Consider the following 17,616-nt stretch of genomic DNA (forward strand, 5'->3'; position numbering starts at 1 on the left):
TGGGTTTCGCGGGGGCGGGAAGGTGGGGCCCGGGGTCGCCGCATCTCGCGCCGCGACCGAGTTACGGGAGGTCGCGATGCGTGCCCTGCTCTGGGTCGTCGGCGTGGTGGCTGGCGTGCTGATTCTGCTCGGGCTGATCCTCGAGGCCGTCCGCTGGCTGATCATCATCGGTCTGATCGCGCTGGTGATCGTGATCGTCCTGGGTGTGGTCAAGGGGCGGCAGGCCATGCACCATCAGGGCCGTCGACGGTGACGGTCAGAACCAGTCCGCGCGCATGTCGAGCGCGGAGCGGTCGAGGCTGTCCAGCAGGTCGAACTGGGGTCCCGTGCGGGGCAGTTCGACGCTGAAGAAGTAGCGGGCGGCCTGCCGCTTCCCGGCGTGGAAGGAATCGGCGCTTCCGGTGGGCGGCAGCGCCAGCACCTGTTCGAGCCAGATCCAGGCGATCACCACGTGCCCGACCGCCTCGAGGTACGCGCTGGCGTTGGCCAGGGCGAGCACCGGGTCGCCGCCGGCCCAGAGCCGCCGGGTGACGGTGGTGATCCGTCGCACCGCCGTGTCCAGCCGCTCGGCCAGTTCGGCGGCCTCGCCGCCGGCCACCCGCGCCCGCGCGACGGTGTCCCCCATCGTCTCGGTCAGCAGGAGCAGGCCCGCGCCGCCGTGCATGGTCATCTTGCGCCCCAGCAGGTCCAGCGCCTGGATTCCGTGGGTGCCCTCGTGGATCGGGTTGAGCCGGTTGTCGCGGTAGTGCTGCTCCACGTCGTGGTCGCGCGTGTAGCCGGCGCCGCCGAGAACCTGGATGGCCAGGTCGTTCGCCGCCAGGCACCACTGCGACGGCCAGCTCTTGGCGATCGGGGTGAGCACGTCCAACAGCAGGTGCGCCCGCTCGCGGTCCGCGTCGGTCGGCGCGGTCTTCTCCTCGTCGAGCAGCCGGGCGCAGTAGAGCACCAGGGCCAGCGCCCCCTCCACGTAGCTCTTCTGCGCCAGCAGCATCCGGCGTACGTCGGGGTGGTCGATGATCGGCACCTGCGGCGTGGCCGGGTCCTTCGCGCCGACCGGTCGGCCCTGCGGCCGTTCCCGGGCGTACGCCAGGCTCTTGAGGTAGCCGGTGTAGCCCAGCGCGGTGGCGCCGGCCCCGACGCCGATCCGGGCCTCGTTCATCATGTGGAACATCTGGGCCAGTCCCTGGTGGGGCGCGCCGACCAGGTGGCCCACCGCGCCGGGCTGGCCGCCCGGGGTGTGTCCGCCGTCGCCGAAGCTGAGCAGCGCGTTGGTGGTGCCCCGGAACCCCATCTTGTGGTTGAGCCCGACCAGCGCCACGTCGTTGCGCTCCCCCAGCGAGCCGTTCGGGCCGACCAGCACCTTGGGTACGACGAACAGCGAGATGCCCCTCACCCCGGGCGGGCCGCCGGGTATCCGCGCCAACACCAGGTGGACGATGTTCTCGGCCAGCTCGTGGTCGCCACCGGAGATCCACATCTTGGTGCCGAACAGGCGGTACGTGCCGTCGGGCTGCGGCTCGGCCCGGGTGACGATGTCAGCCAGTGAGCTGCCGGCGTGCGGCTCGGACAGGCACATGGTGCCGAAGAACCGGCCCTCGAGCATCGGCCGGACGTAGGTGTCGACCTGCTCGGCGCTGCCGTGAGCCAGCAGCAGGTTGGCGTTGCCCAGGGTCAGCAGCGGATACGCGGAGGTGGCCACGTTGGCCGCCTGGAACCAGGCGAAGCAGGCCGCGGCGACGGCGTGCGGCAGTTGCAGACCACCGACGGAGTCGTCCATCGCGGCGGTGAGCAGGCCCGTCTCGGCAAAGCTGCGCAGTGCCGCCTCGATCTGCGGGATCGTCCGCACGCGGTTCCCGTCGACCGTGGGCTCGGCGAGGTCGGCGGCCCGGTTGTGCGGGGCGAACTGGTCGGTGGCCACCCGCTCGGCGAGGTCGAGGGCGTCGTCGAAGGTCTCCCGGGAGTGCTCGGCGTAGCGGGGACGCTCGACGAGGTGCGCCACCCGCAACCAGTCGTGCAGCAGGAAGTCCAGGTCACGGCGGGAGAGCAGGGTGGACGGCACGGAACTCCTCGGCAGGGCTGGGGTGTGTCGGCTCGGGGCGGCGGCCCGGCGTCGCCCGGTCCCATCCTGACCGATCAGTCGGGAGCGCACCACCGGCGGCCCGGGGCGGTGTGGCTGGCGTACCCGACCCGGTGGCGGGGGCGGTGTTTCGCCGGGGCCGGCACGGGGATACCGCGCCAACGGTGGCGGACCATCGACGGTACGGCGGTGTCGCCCGTCGGGTGAGGAGCGGGCCGATGTCCATGCTTCCCACCGAGGAGGATCCTCGGTTGACACCGGTACTCGTCGAGGACCGGGTCTGCACGGGCGTGACCACGCTGCGGGGGCGCGTCTTCCTGAGCTACCCGTCGGCGGACGGGCCGGGTGTGCAGGTGGTCGAGGCGCTGCCGGACGGCCGTCGCAACCCGTACCCGGACGCCGCCTGGAATGCGCGGGACCAACCGCCGGACGGGACGTTCGTGCACGTCAATGGATTGCGCGCCGGCCCGGACGGTCGACTGTGGATCGTCGACTCCGGGTCGCCCCAGCTCGGCGGCGACCAGGTGCCCGGCGGGGCGCGGTTGATCGTGGTCGACGTGGACGGCGACCGGGTGGACCGGGTCTACCACCTCGACGGCGCGGTGCGTCCGCACAGCTACGTCGACGACGTCCGGTTCCACGACGGCACCGCGTACGTCACCGATGCCGGCGCGCCCGGCCTCGTCGTCGTGGATCTCGACTCGGGCGCGTGCCGACGGGTGTTGGACGGGCACCCGAGCACGGTGGGCAGGCCGGTGGTCGCCGACGGCCGGGCGCTGCGGGATCCCAGCGGGGCCGAGGTGTGCCTGCACACCGACCAACTGGAGGTGTCGCCGGACGGTCGGTGGCTGTACTACCAGCCGGCCTCGGGTGGGATGTCCCGGATCGGCACCCGGTGGCTGGACGACCCGACGCTGTCGGACGAGGAGTTGGCCCGGCGGGTCGAGCCCTGGTCGGACACCCCGAGCACCGGCGGCACGGCCATCGACGCGCGCGGCACCATCTACGTCAGCGATGTCGAGAGCCGCCGCATCCTCGCGGTGGGGCCGGACCGCAGCGTGCGTACGCTCGTCGCGGACCCACGCCTGAACTGGGTGGACGCGATGTGGCTCGACACCGACGGGCAGCTCTGGCTGCCGGCGGCCCAACTGCACCTGACGGCCGGGTTCAACGGCGGGCATCCGGCCGTCGCCTACCCCATCCGGATCTACCGGATGCCGGTCGACGCCGGCCCGCCACCGACGGACCACGCCTGACGGCGATATTCCCTCCCTACCCGCTGCCGGCCCAGATCGCCGCTCACCTCGGCGCGACCAGCACAGGGTAGGAATCGTCGATATCCTGCCTCGCATGCATCGAAGCCGTGTGTACGCGTTGCTCATCGACGCGCCCGAGGCGGAGGCCGCGCGGGCGGCGGAGTTCTGGTCGGCGGCCCTGGGCGTCGGCACCCGGTCCCACCCGGAGGAGCCGCAGTTCGTGGGGCTGCACGAGGCGGTGCCGGGCCTGGTCACCGCCGTCCAGGCCGTCGACGACGCGCCGCGCTACCACCTCGACATCGAGACCGACGACGTGGCGGCCGAGACCGCCCGGCTGGTCGGCCTGGGCGCCACTGAGGTGACGCGGTGGATGGAGTGCCGCATCCTGCGGGCGCCCGGAGGGCACCTGCTCTGCGTCCTGCCAGTCGAGAGTCCACCCGAGGTGTTCGACGCCCAGGCCCGGACCTGGTCGTGACGCGCGCACCTGTCGCAGGGCCGCAGTAGGGTTCCGGCCATGGCTGATCTGGTGTTGGTGGCAGGAGCGTGGCTGGGGTCCTGGGCGTGGGACGAGGTGACGCCGCCCCTGCGGGCCGCCGGCCACCAGACCTTTGCCCTGACCCTCTCCGGTCTCGCCGAGAGGCAGGGAGTGCCGGCCGGCCAGCAGACCCACGTGCGGGACATTGTCGACGAGATCGAACGCCGCGACCTGCGCGACGTGGTGCTCGTCGGGCACAGCTACTCGGGCATCCCGGTGGGGCAGGCCGCCGAGCGGATTGGCGACCGGTTGACCCGGGTGGTCTTCCTCGACTCGGAGGTGCCGGTCGACGGCGGGTCGTTCGCATCCGGCTGGTGGCAGGGGCAGGCGGCGTTCGAGTCGGTGCTCGCCGCCAACGGCGGCGACTGGCCGCCGCTCGCCCCAGCCGAGTTCGACGGTCAGGGTCTCACCGACGAGCAGATCGCGCGGCTGGTCAAGGGCGCCACCCCGCATCCGGGGCGCACGCTGACCGAGCCGGCCGTGCTGAGCGGTTACCTGGGCGACCTGCCGGCGACGTACGTCAAGTGCCTGCTCGACGGGCCCGAGCCCAACGACACGGTGGCGGCGCTGCTCGCCAGCGAGCGCTGGCGGCTCCTCACGATGGCCACCGGCCACTGGCCGATGTTCTCCCAGCCCGCCGAGTTGGCCGCGCTGCTCGCGGCGGAGGCGAGCTGACCGGCGGCCGGTGCCGGCACGCCGTCAAGGTCGGCTCGGGGGCATCGGTGCCATGAGCGTGATGCCTGTGAGTCATCAAGATGACTCACAGGCATCACGCCTCGGGAGGCAGTTGCCTCCAGTCAGGAGCGGCACAAGCCGGGCGACGGCCAGCCAGGAGCGGCACAAGCCGGGCGACGGCCAGTCGGGACGGTCACGGCGTGACGGTGTCGAGGGTCCTGATGTGGCGCACCGGGGACGCGAGCAGCCACAGCACGGCGAGCACACCGCCCACTCCGGCGACGACCAGGGTCGGCCGCAGTCCGAGGGTGGTGCCGAGCACGCCGCCGACCAGCGCGCCGAGCGGCCGGATGCCGTAGTTGACGGCGCTGTACGCGCCCGCTCGACGACCCCGCGCGTCGTCCGGGGTGACGGCGGCGAGCAGGGCGTTGAGGTTGACGTCCATCAGCATCACACCGACGCTGGACACCAACTCGATGGCCGCCAGCATGGCCACCTTCGCCCAGGTCGGGCCGTTGATCAGCGCCGTCAGCGCGAGCGGGGCGGGGAACACCACCGCGCCGATCATCGCCGTACGACCGAGCCCGATGGCGCGCGAGATGCGGGGTGCCAGGGCCGCTCCGGCCAGGCCACCGAGCGCTCCGACGCCGAACGCGACGCCGATCGCGCCGGCCGACAGGCCGAGTTCCCGGTTGGCGTAGAGCACCAGCAGCGCCGACGCGATGAAGGTGAAGAAGTTGACGGTGCTGGTGCAGCCGAGCGCGGCGCGCAGCACCGGATGGCGCAGCACCAGCGCCATGCCCTCGCGGACCATTCCGAGGGTGGACGTCTGCCGTGGCGGTGGCGGGGGTTCGGTGACCGGGATACGACGCAGCAGCAGCGCGGACGCGAGGAAGGACACCGCGTCGACGAGGATCGCCACCGGCGCGCTGAGCGCCTGGACGAGTCCTCCGCCGACGGCCGGGCCGACGATGAACGACAGGGACCGGCTCACGCTGAGTTTGCTGTTGGCCTCCACGTACGCCGAGCGTGGCACCAGGGAGACGAAGAACGCCTGCTGCCCCAGGGCGAACAGCACCGCTGCGGCGCCGGTGAGCAGCGCCACCAGGTAGAGCTGGGTCAGGCTGACCGCGCCGAACAGGTACGCCACCGGGAGGCTGAGCAGCACGGCGGCGCGGACCAGGTCCGCGATGATCAGGAGGCGGCGTTTGTGGGTGCGCTGGTCGACCCACGCGCCGAGGAACAGGCCCAGCAGGTTGGGCAGCCAGATCAGCGCGGTGAGGACACTGACCTGCACGGGCGTCGCGGCGAGCAGGGCGACGGCGATCAGGGGCAGGGCCAGCTCGCTGATCCGGTCGCCGAACGCCGTGATCGTCTGACCGATCCAGAAGGTACGGAAGCGCCGGTCGCGGTGCCGAACCGGCGCGGCCGGGGCGTCGACGACGGTCATGACGCGGACTCGTCGTCGGCGGCCTCGGGCAGCAGGTAGCGCAGCATCCGGACGACCTGCGCGTCGGCCGGCTTCGTGTCGTCGTCCTTGCGCCGCACGTACGGGGCGAGCAGCTCCTCGATCGCCTCCTCCAGCTGGCGCAGCTCGTCGGGGGTGGCGACGAACCGGGTGTCGGCCACCCCGGCCAACGCGCGCCAGGTGTCGTCGAGTCGGGGTTCCTCCTGCAACAGCCACTGCTGCGGCGTCTCCGCGATCCGCGCGAACATCTCGCCGCGGAGCTGCCGCGCCGCGGCCTGCCCCTCGGCGTCGTCCGGCAGGCTGAAGCGGAACCCTCGCGCGGTCGCCTGCCACCAGCGCTCCCGCTTGCTGGTGCTTCCGTCGGCGTCGGCGACCAGGCCGAACGTCGCGAGGTGACGCAGGTGCCAGCTCACCACCGACGGCGTGGCCCCGACGTGCGGCGACAGCCCGGTGGCGGTGGACGGGCCGTGTCGCTGGAGCCGGTCGAGGATGGCCAGGCGGACGGGGTGCGCCAACGCCCGCAGGGCCTGCGGCTCGGTGATCTCGAAATCCCCGTACGGATTCTTGAGAGACATGTTTCGAAAGTAGTCTCTCAAGTCCCTCCGGGCAACCCGGTCAGCTCACCCCCAGGCGAGCGAGCGGCTCGACCAGTTCCCGCTCCTCGTAGCTCAGGTGCGACAGCAGGGCGTCGGTCAGCAGGTTCACCGCGGCGCGCAGCTCGGCCAGCCCGTCCGGCGCGCCGACGTACGCCACCAGCGCCTTGTCGACACCCTCCAACACCTCGTGGATGACGTGGTGCTCCTGCTCCAGCCGGTCGACGACCGGGCGCAGCCGTGGGTCGGCCTGCCGCAGGCGCGGAAAGAGCGCCTGGTCCTCGATGGTGTGGTGGGTGGTGACGATGCGGCAGTAGGACTAGCAGTACGCCCCCAACGTCCACCGGTTCTGCCGCATGGTCATCGTGTTGATCTGCGACCGCGCCGCGCCGGCGTCGATCTCGCCGGCCGCCACCTGCTCGATCAGGTCGTGGATCTGCGCCAACTCGGCGCGCAGTCCGTCGTGCACCTGCACCAGGTGCTGGCCGGTGGCCTGCTCGTGCGCGGTGTAGGTGCGGGTGGGATCGGGCGTCGGCCCGGTGGGGCGGGCCGCCTCGTCCCAGACCTGCCGGTCGCTGAGCCGGCGGCCGTCGTCGGGTGTCGGCACCACCGCGAAGGCGCCGGCGCTCACCCGCGCCCGGGCCCGCGGCGCGGAGGGCGCGACGACCGCCGCCGGCTGCGTGTCCGCAAGGACCTCGGCGGGGGTACGCACCGACGCAGCGTCCCGGTCGCGCTCGGTCGCCACCAGTTCACGCACGGCGGGCGCCACCTCACCGGCGAACCGGCGCAGGTCGTCGGGGTCGTCGCTGGCCAGGATGAACGTGCCGATCCCGTCCCCCAGCGCCAACTCGGTCAGCTCCCGCACCCACTGCTCGACGGGTCCGTGCAACGGGCCACGGCCCACCGTGGCGAAGGTGCCGGAGATGTTGAGCAGCCGGCGGACGTCGGCGGGTGAACGGCCGGCCTCGCGGGCCGCGTCGTCGATGACGGCGTTGCCCCGGGCCAGGTCACCGGGTTCGAGGTAGCCGAGCGAGGGCAGCCAGCCGTCGGCCCGACGACCGGTGAGCGCGAGCATGCGCGGCTTGTACGCCCCGAGCCAGATCGGCACCGCGTGGGCGGGGGCCGGACCGCGCTTCGCGCCGATGACCCGGTGGAACTCGCCGTCGACCCGCACACCGCCGCGTGCCTGCGCGTCCCACGTCTGCCGGAGGACGTCGATGCCCTCCTCCAACGCCCGGACGCCCTGCCCGGGGGTCAGCCGCCGCCCGCCCATGGCCTCGATGGCATCCCAGAAGGCGCCCGCGCCGAGGCCCAACGCGACCCGACCTCCGGTGAGCAGGTCGAGGCTGGCGACGCTGCGGGCGAGCACGGCGGGTGGGCGCAGCGGCAGGTTGGTGACGTTCGCGGACAGGTGCACCCGGTCGGTCCGGGCGGCGATGAAGCTCAGCAGCGTCCAGGTGTCCAGGAACCGTGGCTGGTACGGGTGGTCCTGGAAGGTGACCAGATCCAGCCCGACCTGCTCGGCCAGGACGGCGAGCCCGACGGTGCGGTCCGGGTCGTCGTTGCCGGGCGTGGTGAACGAGCCGAAGACCAGGTCGTGGCCGTAGTCGCTCATGTGCGAGCCTCCTGTCGTACGCGCCGCGTCGCGCGATGCGTCGCGACGCCAACCTTATGTCAGACAGAACATCTGTTGCCAACATGGTCTGTGACTTCGGCTATCGTCGGGGTATGACGGGTGCCACCGACCGGCCGGACCGGCCCGATCCGCTCGACGACGATCTGGGCTGGATGCTGGGGATCGTCTTCCGTGGCTACGTTCGGGCGGCCGAGCACGCGCTGACCGATTTTCCCGGCGGCCCGCGCGGCTATCAGGTGCTCACCGCCTCGGTCACCGGCCCGGGTCGCAATCAGGGCGCGATCGCCGAGGAGTTGGGGATCGACCGCACGGTGCTGACGTACCTGATCGACGACCTCGAACGCCCCGGCTTCGTGGCCCGGCGGGCCGACCCGTCCGACCGGCGCAGCCGACTGGTGGACGTCACCGACGCCGGGCGGGCGGCCTGGGAGCAGCGACGCGAGGCGCTACGACGGGTGGAGGCGCACCTGTTGGGGTCGCTCACGCCGACCGAGTCGACGACCCTGCGCACCCTGCTGCAAAAAGTGGCCTGCTCAACCCAGGCCACCGACCCCCTCCGCAACCTCTGCGAAGCGGTGACCGAAATCCACCCCGCCCCACCCGCAGAACGGCGTTGATCAAGAGATTCGCGTCAGGATTCCGGCCTGCGGTGACGCGAACCTCTTGATCAACAGGGAGGGTGGGGCGGGATCAGCGGACGTGCACGAACACCGGGTTGGAGTAGAACCACAGGTCGTCCCACGGGCTCTCGAGACCGTCCGCGAGGGGCTCGGCCTCGTCGGTGCTGGTGCCGCGCACCCGGGCGTACGTGTCGGCCTCGACGTTGCGCAGGGTGTGCCGGATGACGTAGTCGTGACCCTGCCGACGCCAGTCGCGCGGGCCGAACCGGGCCACCACCTTGGTGGTGGGGTTGGTGTCGGCGTCCAGGTTGGCGCTCGGCCCGGTGATCTGGCCGACGATCAGGTCGACGCGACGGACCTCGGGACGGACCCCGTTGCCGTTCACGCCGTCCTGCGGGCGGAACCGGATCTCGATCTCGACGTCGGTGCGGCTGCGACGGTTGACCGTGATGGTCTCGCCGACCTCGGCCGTCTTGCCCTGCGACGTGGCGGTCACGTCGAGGCTGCGGATCAGGTCGCCGGTGGTCACCCAGATCCGGCCGTTGCGCAGGCCGTCCATGATGTCGCCGTAGTCCTGGCGCGCGTACACGTAGGTCTTGCTGTACTCCCCCGGCCAGAAGTCCGAGCCGCCGCGCGTCCAGTGCACGTGCGAGTCGGACGTCGCGGTGATCCACCAGCGCCGACCCTCGCCGAGGAGCGAGTCCCAGAGGCCACCGACCCGTGCGGTCATCTGGTCGAAGCCGCCGTAGGTGGGGTGGTTGCCGTACCCGCCACGCTTGCCGCCGTTGAGCGGACCGGCCTGGTGACCGGGCGCGCCCTCGAAGCCGATGTACACGTCGGGCGCGGCGTTGTTGCCGTTGCGGAACTCGCGCGGGGTGTCCTGGCCGTAGACGCCGAGGCCGGGCGCCGAACGGGAGGCGTGGTGGGCGATCACCAGCGGCTTGTGCGGCATACCCCGGGCGACCTTGAGGAACTCCACCATTTTGGCCTCGGTGTCGCGGGCCGGGTCGGTGGGGAACGCGTCGTACTTGGCGAAGCGGCTCTCCAGCTCGAAGAGCTGCTTCGCCTCGTCGTCGTGGCGCGGGATCATCAGCGTGTGGTGGTCCAGCGAGGGCGCGTCGAACTCCATGCCCCAGAACTGGAGCACCTCGGGGACGAGCTTGCGCGAGCGCAGCAGGTCGGGGTACGCCTGCTCGATGTTGACCTTCGAGTGCGTCGGTCCACCGTGGTCGGTGCACATCGCCCAGGTCAGGCCGAAGTTCTTGGCCATGATGGCGTTGGTGACGATCGGGTAGACCGCGTCCGCGCCCTTGTGGAAGACGATCGGGCTCCGGGTGGTGTCGAACTCGCCGCTGTACTCGGAGTGGACGTGGTGGTCACCCGCGCGCCACGACCGGTTCTTGACGCCGCCCCGGTCGCCCTCGTCATCGCCGGGCCGGCGCTCCTCGTCGGCCCACGCCGCGCCGCCGCCCACCAGGGGACTCGCGGCGGCCAGCGTCGCGCCGACACCCGCGTACTTGACCAGCTTGCGCCGCGACAACTGCGCGCGCTCGACCTCTTCGGCTTGCTTGTCTCTCACGTCAGAGCCTCTCCTCGATCAAGCGAATGCTCTTTCGATCAAGGAGCCTCGGAGAGGTCGGTGAACGCCCGCCGTACGCCGGACGGGTACCCGGTGAACTCCCTGGCCGAGCCCGTTGAAGGGCACGGTGGCGCTGGCGCTGGGTGACGAAACGACAGCGGGGCGACAGGATCAGGGGCGTTGGCGCCCCCGCTCCACGCGTGCCGATTCGGCCGTCGACGGCGCGGCGGGCGCGGTGACCACCGTCGGCGCGACGGCGACGGCCGGCAACCCGGTCCGACCGGCGATCGGCAGGACCAGTTCGCTGCGCCCGAGGTCGACCCGGACGGTCGCGTCCCGGTCCTCGGCCATCGTGAACTCCGGGTCGCTCTGACCGAGCACCAGGCCGAGGACGTGCCCGGCCGGCACCACCGCGTCGTACGCGTTCAGCGGCACGGTGACCGTGTACCACCGGTCCGCCCGCAGCGGCGTGGTGAACCGCAGCGAACGATGGTGCGCGGCGTCGAGCCAGCCCCGGGCCAGCACCGCGTGGTCGGAGACCTCGGTGATCTCCTCGGTGTCGTGGTAGCAGGCGTCGTCGGCCTGGGTGGACGCACCCCAGCAGGACTCGGTGTCCAGCGTCCGCACCGCCCCGAACCAGCTCCGCTCGGCGGTGCCGTAGTCGACCAGGCGGGCGCTCAGCTGCGTGGTCGGCCGATCCACCCGGACGCGCAGTCGCACCGACGCGCTGCCGGAGATCCGCAGCGCGGCGTCCAGCGGACCGGAGAGGAAGACCAGCCGGCCGGCGGTCGCGCTGTTCGGCTCGGCGACCACCGCGTCCTCGGTCAGCGCCTCGTCGACGTACTCCCGCTCCTGGCCCGGCCGCGCGGCGCGGCCGCCGAGGGTACCGGTGACGCCGTCCCCGACGCCGAGGTGAACCCGCATCTCCCGGGTGGCGGGCGCGGGCCAGTCGCGCTGCGTCGTCCACCTGCCGGGGGCGGTCTCCAGGTCGACCCGCGGTTCGTCCATCACCCCGTTCGGCAACCCCTGCAACCAGTAGTCGAACCAGCGGTGCAGGGTCGCCACCCACTCGGCGCGTCGCACGTCGAACGGATCCTGGTGGCCGGCCTGGGAGAGCCACAGCTTGCGGGGTACGCCCCGCTCGGCCAACTCCTGCCACCAGCGGGCGAACTGGTTCGTGGTGACGTTCAGGTCGTTGAGACCGTGTGCCACGAAGACACTGGCCCGCACCCGGTCGGCCGACGGCCGGTAGTCGCGCTGCGCCCAGAACCCGTTGTAGTCGCCGGTCTGCTCGGCGCTGTCCGCCCGCAGCCGGGCGAGCACCGCCGCGCAGGCGGACTCGGGGCGGCTGCTGACGTCCGAGTGCAGCCAGCCGGGATAGTCGGTCGACACCAGCGTCCCCTGGTATCGCATGTAGTCGTACCAGCTTGAGATGGCTGAGACCGGCACGATGGTGGCCAGGCCCGGCACGCCCGTGGCGGCGACCCCGTTGGCGACGGAGCCGTCCCACGACTTGCCGATCATGCCGACCCGGCCGGTGCTCCAGCCGGCGTCGACCGGTCGTCCGTCGGCGGTGTACGCGCGGGCCCGGCCGTTGAGCCAGTCCACCACCGCCCTGGCGCTGCCCACCTCGACCGGGCCTCCGACGTCCTCGCACCCGGTCGAGCGGGCGGTGCCGGCGAGGTCCACGGCGAGGAAGGCGTAGCCGCGCGGGACGAAGTAGTTGTCGTAGAACAGGGGCACCGAGGCGATGACGCCGGACGCGTCGTACGCCTTGAACTCGCCCTCGTTGCCCCGGCCGCAGCAGAGGTAGTAGGGCGACGCCTCCATGATGACCGGTACCCGGATCCCTGCGGCGGCGGCCTCCCGGGGCCGGACGATGTCCACCGCGACCCGGTCGCGGACGCCGTCGCCGTCGCTGTCGGCGCGGGTCTCGACCCAGACGCTCTCCCGGATCGCCCTGGCATAGGAGTAGGCCGGGACCGTACCGGTGCCGACGACGTGGGGTGGGGCCGGACGGTGCCGGTCGGTCGGGTCGGCGGTGGCGGGCGCGGCGGCGAGCGCCGCGACCAGTAGGCCGGCCAGGGCGGCGGCGCTTCGTGCGCGGGTTCGGGCGGTCGGCATCGGTGTCCTCCCGGGTGCGGCGCGTCCAGGACATTCCATCGTATCGATGCCTCTTTGCCCAGTGGCCACGGCGGCGCGCCGTCCTCAGATCCGGGCGCGGGGCAGCCAGCCCAGGAAACGGTGTCGCGCGTTGGGCAGAGGCAGCGTCGGCAGGTCCTGGGCGGCGGCGACGAGGCACGAGCCGAGGTAGACGGCGAGGGAGGCGCGCGCCCCGCCGAACTCGGCGAGCAGTTGGCTCTGCTTGGTCGCGCAGGGCCACTCGCGGCCGCAGCCGGTACACGTCCAGCTCGGCGGGTTGGGCAGGTGCTCGGGGAGCTTGGCACGGCGATAGCGGCCCACGACGCTGTTGTCCGCGCGGACGTCGCGTCGCCGGCGCTCGGGCCCTTCGTTGCGTCGTCCGGGTGGCCGGGCGGCGGGCAGGTAGCGCCGGACGGTGCCGAGGAGCGCCCCGACGCGTACCAGGGCGTCCGGCCCGACGTGGTGGGCCAGCAATGCCGTGAGCAGGTAGTGCCCGAGCAGGTCGAACGAGTCGCGGTTGAGCCGTAGGTCACGGCACAGGTCGACGAACTCGGGCGTGGTCAGCGGGACGCGGTCGTCGAGCGCGCGGCGCAGCACCTCCCGCAGCGCGACGCCGAGGCTCATCAGCGCGTCGCCCTCGCCCAGTCCCAGGCTGTCCTCGTCCGCCACCCGCGCCAGCGCCTCGGCCACCGCCAACCGTACGACGCGGTCCGGATCGGTACCGTCCAACGACTCACCCCCGCCTGTCGGCCGGATCTCCGGCTGTGGCCCGGACGTCGGGACGCCCGGGGGATCATGAACAAGATTTCGCTGCCGCATCGGAGGCGACTAGGACAGCGGGCGCAGGATCGCCGCGTGCGATAGCCGGAAAGCGAAGTCGGCTCGGCAAAACGGCGGATCGACGGACGTGCACGGCCGGTTGCCGTATGGTGGAATTCCCATCAATGGATATGTGATTTGCTGGGAATGACGCCACCACCACCGCCGAACCCGGTCGGCAACGCGCCGCGATCACCGGCACGTGCGCCCAGCCACGTCCCGACCCCACCGCCGGCCCCGATCCGACCGGCGGTCTCCTCTCGGACGGAGACAGCGGATGACGTCACCAGTGCAGGCCCGAGCATTCGAGAGTCACGACCCGGCGGCCATCCACCGCTTCCTGGCCAGCACGTACACCGCGGACCTGCGTATCCACGCGGGCGAGACCGGCTACCACCTCGTCCACCAGCGCGTCGACGCCGGGCCGTTCGCCCTCGCCACAACCGGCCAGAGCGCCCATCTCGACATCGAGGTGGGCGACATCGACGGGCTGATCGTCTGCCGTACCCGCAGCGCCCTGATCAGCCGTACCTCTCAGGGAGAGACCCACCGCTTCGGCCCCGGCGACGTGTTCCTGACCAACCGGCCGGGCGAGCCGTTCAGCCTGCGGTGGGAACCCGGCGAGGTGGAACTCTGCGTACTGGACCTCGGGGTACTGAGACAGGTGGCGACCGCCACGCCGGCTCGGCGGCCCGGCCCGATCCGTTTCACCGACCTCGGCCCCGTCGACGCGACCCTCACCCGGCAGTGGCGACGGACCACCAGGTACGTGAACGACGTCGTCCTGAACAGCCCGACCGCCAGCGCCCAGCCGCTGGTGATCGGCAGCGCCGCCCGCATGCTCGCCGCGGCGGCGCTCGCGATCTTTCCCAACACGGCGTTCACCGACGAGACCGCCCGGGACCGCCACGACGCCAGTACCGCGACCCTGCGTCGCGCCATCGCCTTCATGGAGGAGAACGCCGACCGGGACATCGGCGCCGCCGACATCGCCAACGCCGCCGCGGTCTCCCTGCGCGCGGTGCAGCTCGCCTTCCGTCGCCACCTCGGCACCACACCGATGGCGTACCTGCGCCGGGTCCGGCTCGACCGGGCGCACCACGACCTGGTCCGGGCCGACCCTCGACGGGAGACCGTGTCGGCCATCGCCAGCCGTTGGGGGTTCGCCAGCCACAGCAGGTTCACCGCCTGGTACCACGCCAGCTACGGGGTGCCGCCCCGCGAGACGCTGCACGCCTGAGGTCGCCCCGGCGCGGACCTTGTGAACACGTCCTGGTGGCGACGAAAATCGATGCTGTGAGGCTTCCGTCGAGGTTCGCCCGGCCGCTTGTGTGCCTGCTGCTCCTCACCGGCTGCGGCACCTCGCCCGGGACCACCGACGGCCCTACGGGCGACCCCCCGCCCCCGTCCCCGTCCCCGTCCCCGTCCCCGGCAACCTCCGTCTCCCCCGCCGCCTTTGACAAGGCGCTGCACGACGAGTTGATCGCGATGCTGGAGCGCGACCAGGCCGACCGTGCGGGCACCCCGCAGACCGAGTCCGACCAGGCGCGCACCCTCCGGCTGAAAGAGATCATCCGTACCCACGGCTGGCCGACCTTCGCTCTCGTGGGCGAGGACGGGGGCAACGCCGCCTGGGCCATCGTCCAGCACTCCGACCTGGACCCCGCCTTCCAACAGGAGGCGCTGGACCTGCTGCGCGCGGCCGTCGCCGCCCGCCAGGCGTCGCCGGGCAACCTCGCCTACCTCGAGGACCGCGTCGCCGTGGCCAAGGGCGAGCCCCAGGTGTACGGGACACAGATCCGCTGCGGGCCGGACGGTCCCGTCCCGGCGACCCCGATCAGGGACGAGCCGGGCGTCGAACGCCGCCGCGCCGAGGCTGGCCTGCCCACCCTCGCGAGCTACCTCGCCGAGATGACCACGATCTGCGCCCAGGACACCAACTAGGCGGGTGCCCGTCCAGCGCGTGACGGCCCCTCAGGGCCGCTCCCGCTCACGGGCGGCCCGCACCTCGGGCACCGAGGCTTCCAGCAGGTCGGCGAGGCCACGGAGCTGCTCGGCGACCCGGACACCGAGCGGGGTGAGCGTGTACTCGACGCGCGGCGGGATCGCGGTGAGCACCTCGCGGGTGAGCATTCCGTCGCGCTCCAGCGTCTGCAGGGTCTGGGAGAGCATCCGCTCGCTGACCCCTTCGATGCGCCGCCGCAGGGCGTTGAACCGGTAGCTGCCCTCGCCGAGCGCGAGCAGGGCGAGCGAGGCCCACTTCGACGTGACGTCCTCGAAGGCGGCACGGGAGGTGCAGCTCCGCGCGAAAACATCGCTGACGAATTCCTGGGTAGGCCCCGCCGGGTCGTGGGCCGGCACGTCGGTCACGTCACCAGCCTACCCGAGGCTTACTCAACGACTTGTGCTGTAGATTCGTAAGTGCTTACTAGAAGTAACCGCTTATCGGAGGTCCCCATGCCCACCTATGCCGTCACCGGCGCCACCGGCCGCCTCGGCCGGCTGGTGATCGAGCACCTGCTCGACGCCGGTGTGCCCGCCGCCGAGATCGCCGCCGTCGTCCGCAGCCCGCAGAAGGCCGCCGACCTGGCCGCCCGCGGCGTCGAGATCCGGCAGGCCGACTACGACGACCCCTCGACGCTGCCCGGCGCCGTGGCCGGCGTACGCCGCCTGCTGCTCATCTCCGGGGACACCCCGGGGCAGCGGGTGCCCCAGCACACCGCGGTCATCGACGCCGCCCGGCTCGCCGGGGTCCAGCGCCTGGTCTACACCAGCATCCTGAAGGCCGACACGACCACGAACCCGCTCGCTCCCGAGCACAAGGCCACCGAGGAGGTGCTGGCCGCGTCGGGCCTGTCGTACACGGTGCTGCGCAACGGCTGGTACACCGAGAACTACACCGATCAGCTCCCGCAGTACCTGGCGAGTGGCACCATCCTCGGCGCCACCGGCGGCAGCAAGGTCTCGGCCGCTCCCCGGACCGACTACGCGGCCGCCGCCGCGGCGGCGCTGACCCGGGACGAGGGCGGCAACGCCGTCTACGAGTTGGGCGGCACCGCGTTCACCTTCGACGAGCTGGCCGACGCCGTCACCGAGCTCACCGGCACGACCGTCGTGCACCGGGACATGTCGACCGCCGAGCTGGCCTCCGCGCTGCGGAACGTCGGGCTCGACGCCGGCACCGCCGGGTTCGTGGCCGCGCTCGACCACTCGATCGCCATCGGCGAGCTGGCCACCGACAGCGACGACCTCAGCCGGTTGATCGGTCGACCCACGACCGGGCTCCGCGACGCCATCCGCGCCGCGCGCGCCTGACTCGGGCCCGGGTTCGTTGTGCTGGCGGGCGACGAGGGCACGCCCTCCGTCGCCCGCCCGTTCAATCGGCGGACGCCGGCGTCAGCAGGCCGGTCAGCAGGCTGCGCAGCGTCCGCTCGAAGAGGTCCGTCGGGGGCGTCGGCGGCCCGACCCGGCCGAGGGCCGCGACGAGATGTGGGTACGCCCCGAGGTCGACGCCCGCGAAGCCGGGTGACCCGGCGGCGGCCTCGCTGCGGGCGAACAAGCTCACCACGCCGGTCAGCACGGCGATCGCCTCGAACTTGGCGCTGACGGCGCAGCGCACGGGTTCCAGGATCCGGATGCAGTTGTCGAACCAGGCCAGACTCTCGGGACCGACGCCCGACGGCCGTTGGATCACGTCCACCAGCCACGGGTGGGCGCGGAACAAGCCCAACTGCCGGCGGGCAACCAGCAGCATCTCGTCCCGCCAGTCGGCCTGCTCCGGCGGGTACGGCCGCAGCTCCCCCACGACCCGGTCGGTCATCAGGTCGAGCAGGTCGTCACGGGACGACAGGTAGCGGTAGAGCGATCCGGCGCCGGTGCCCAGCGCCGCGGCGACGGCCCGCATCGACACCGCGGCGAGCCCTTCGGTGTCGGCCAGGGTGATCGCCGCCGCGACGATCGCCTCCCGGCTGTGCGTCGGCGCGGGGCCACGGGTTCCCCGTTCGGGTCTGGCCCAGATCGGCTGCCGGCCGGCCTCGCGGTCTCCGGACCTCCCGGCTGCGTCGGTCACCGACCCACTCTAGAGCCGCTGACGGGGTCCGCCCGGCAGGCGCCGCGCGGGGTCGCGCGGTGGGCCACTCCTTACGCGGGGGTTTCTCGGGCCGGAACCCGACCGCTACCGCTACTCCCAGAACCGACGAATACGAATGCGAATGTC

18 protein-coding genes are annotated in these 17,616 nt (G+C 72.3%); 8 read left to right on the top strand and 10 right to left on the bottom strand.

What is annotated here, in order from left to right:
* Positions 1-76: 76 nt before the first annotated feature.
* A complete protein-coding gene (locus ACIBTX_RS17890) occupies positions 77-253 on the top strand; it encodes a hypothetical protein (RefSeq protein WP_357121405.1) in 177 nt (58 codons plus the stop codon).
* 3 nt (positions 254-256) lie between these two features.
* Here ACIBTX_RS17890 and ACIBTX_RS17895 read toward each other — a convergent pair whose 3' ends face one another.
* Complete coding sequence (locus ACIBTX_RS17895; RefSeq protein ID WP_357172150.1) at positions 257-2,059, bottom strand: acyl-CoA dehydrogenase; 1,803 nt, start codon at positions 2,057-2,059, stop codon at positions 257-259.
* 236 nt (positions 2,060-2,295) lie between these two features.
* On the opposite strand from ACIBTX_RS17895, the gene ACIBTX_RS17900 reads away from it, so the two are divergent.
* The 3 genes from ACIBTX_RS17900 (at position 2,296) to ACIBTX_RS17910 (ending at position 4,543) form a co-directional block, all read left to right on the top strand.
* Positions 2,296-3,333 (top strand): L-dopachrome tautomerase-related protein, encoded by a 1,038-nt coding sequence (locus ACIBTX_RS17900; protein ID WP_357121400.1) that lies wholly within the window; start codon positions 2,296-2,298, stop codon positions 3,331-3,333.
* A 94-nt stretch (positions 3,334-3,427) separates the two neighbouring features.
* A complete protein-coding gene (locus ACIBTX_RS17905; RefSeq protein WP_357121397.1) occupies positions 3,428-3,808 on the top strand; it encodes a VOC family protein in 381 nt (126 codons plus the stop codon).
* 39 nt (positions 3,809-3,847) lie between these two features.
* Positions 3,848-4,543 carry an alpha/beta hydrolase gene (locus ACIBTX_RS17910; RefSeq protein ID WP_357121394.1) on the top strand — a complete coding sequence of 232 codons (696 nt, stop codon included), beginning with the start codon at positions 3,848-3,850 and terminating at the stop codon, positions 4,541-4,543.
* Positions 4,544-4,736: 193 nt separating this feature from the next.
* On the opposite strand, the gene ACIBTX_RS17915 is transcribed toward ACIBTX_RS17910, so the two are convergent.
* From ACIBTX_RS17915 to ACIBTX_RS17930, 4 genes are read right to left on the bottom strand one after another with little or no spacing between them, the layout of a single operon-like run.
* On the bottom strand, positions 4,737-5,993 hold the full coding sequence (locus ACIBTX_RS17915; RefSeq protein WP_357172149.1) for an MFS transporter: 1,257 nt from the start codon (positions 5,991-5,993) through the stop codon (positions 4,737-4,739).
* Positions 5,990-6,586, bottom strand: coding sequence for a helix-turn-helix domain-containing protein (locus ACIBTX_RS17920; RefSeq protein WP_357172148.1), 597 nt, complete (start codon positions 6,584-6,586; stop codon positions 5,990-5,992). Before ACIBTX_RS17920 ends, ACIBTX_RS17915 begins: the two co-directional genes overlap by 4 nt.
* A 40-nt stretch (positions 6,587-6,626) precedes the next feature.
* Positions 6,627-6,911: a hemerythrin domain-containing protein gene (locus ACIBTX_RS17925; protein WP_396832795.1), complete on the bottom strand. Its 285-nt coding sequence runs from the start codon at positions 6,909-6,911 to the stop codon at positions 6,627-6,629.
* A gap of 12 nt (positions 6,912-6,923) precedes the next feature.
* Entirely contained in the window at positions 6,924-8,219 is a 1,296-nt protein-coding gene (locus ACIBTX_RS17930) for an LLM class flavin-dependent oxidoreductase (protein WP_396832741.1), read from the bottom strand.
* A gap of 113 nt (positions 8,220-8,332) precedes the next feature.
* Between ACIBTX_RS17930 and ACIBTX_RS17935 the strand changes: the two genes are divergently transcribed.
* The gene (locus ACIBTX_RS17935) at positions 8,333-8,857 is read left to right on the top strand and encodes a MarR family transcriptional regulator (RefSeq protein WP_357172146.1); all 525 of its coding nucleotides are present in this window, start codon (positions 8,333-8,335) and stop codon (positions 8,855-8,857) included.
* 73 nt (positions 8,858-8,930) lie between these two features.
* Here the strand turns inward: ACIBTX_RS17935 and ACIBTX_RS17940 are convergent, their stop codons facing one another.
* From ACIBTX_RS17940 to ACIBTX_RS17950, 3 genes are all read right to left on the bottom strand, one after another.
* Positions 8,931-10,439: a phosphoesterase gene (locus ACIBTX_RS17940; RefSeq protein WP_357172145.1), complete on the bottom strand. Its 1,509-nt coding sequence runs from the start codon at positions 10,437-10,439 to the stop codon at positions 8,931-8,933.
* Positions 10,440-10,610: 171 nt separating this feature from the next.
* Positions 10,611-12,563: a Xaa-Pro dipeptidyl-peptidase gene (locus ACIBTX_RS17945; protein ID WP_396832742.1), complete on the bottom strand. Its 1,953-nt coding sequence runs from the start codon at positions 12,561-12,563 to the stop codon at positions 10,611-10,613.
* Positions 12,564-12,647: 84 nt separating this feature from the next.
* Entirely contained in the window at positions 12,648-13,310 is a 663-nt protein-coding gene (locus ACIBTX_RS17950) for a hypothetical protein (RefSeq protein WP_357121374.1), read from the bottom strand.
* Positions 13,311-13,677: 367 nt separating this feature from the next.
* On the opposite strand from ACIBTX_RS17950, the gene ACIBTX_RS17955 reads away from it, so the two are divergent.
* Together ACIBTX_RS17955 and ACIBTX_RS17960 are read left to right on the top strand one after the other, a co-directional pair.
* Positions 13,678-14,640 (top strand): AraC family transcriptional regulator, encoded by a 963-nt coding sequence (locus tag ACIBTX_RS17955; protein ID WP_357392744.1) that lies wholly within the window; start codon positions 13,678-13,680, stop codon positions 14,638-14,640.
* Positions 14,641-14,888: 248 nt separating this feature from the next.
* Positions 14,889-15,344, top strand: a complete 456-nt coding sequence (locus ACIBTX_RS17960; protein ID WP_357121368.1) for a DUF6624 domain-containing protein — start codon at positions 14,889-14,891, stop codon at positions 15,342-15,344.
* 30 nt (positions 15,345-15,374) lie between these two features.
* Here the strand turns inward: ACIBTX_RS17960 and ACIBTX_RS17965 are convergent, their stop codons facing one another.
* Complete coding sequence (locus tag ACIBTX_RS17965; RefSeq protein ID WP_357121365.1) at positions 15,375-15,770, bottom strand: helix-turn-helix domain-containing protein; 396 nt, start codon at positions 15,768-15,770, stop codon at positions 15,375-15,377.
* 87 nt (positions 15,771-15,857) lie between these two features.
* Here ACIBTX_RS17965 and ACIBTX_RS17970 point away from each other — a divergent pair, with 87 nt between their 5' ends.
* Positions 15,858-16,715 (top strand): SDR family oxidoreductase, encoded by an 858-nt coding sequence (locus ACIBTX_RS17970; protein ID WP_357172141.1) that lies wholly within the window; start codon positions 15,858-15,860, stop codon positions 16,713-16,715.
* Between the two features lie 61 nt (positions 16,716-16,776).
* Here the strand turns inward: ACIBTX_RS17970 and ACIBTX_RS17975 are convergent, their stop codons facing one another.
* Entirely contained in the window at positions 16,777-17,469 is a 693-nt protein-coding gene (locus ACIBTX_RS17975) for a TetR/AcrR family transcriptional regulator (RefSeq protein ID WP_357172140.1), read from the bottom strand.
* Positions 17,470-17,616: the final 147 nt, after the last annotated feature.

The organism is Micromonospora sp. NPDC049359 (genome assembly GCF_044466585.1).
In the GTDB taxonomy this organism is placed as follows: Bacteria; Actinomycetota; Actinomycetes; order Mycobacteriales; family Micromonosporaceae; genus Micromonospora.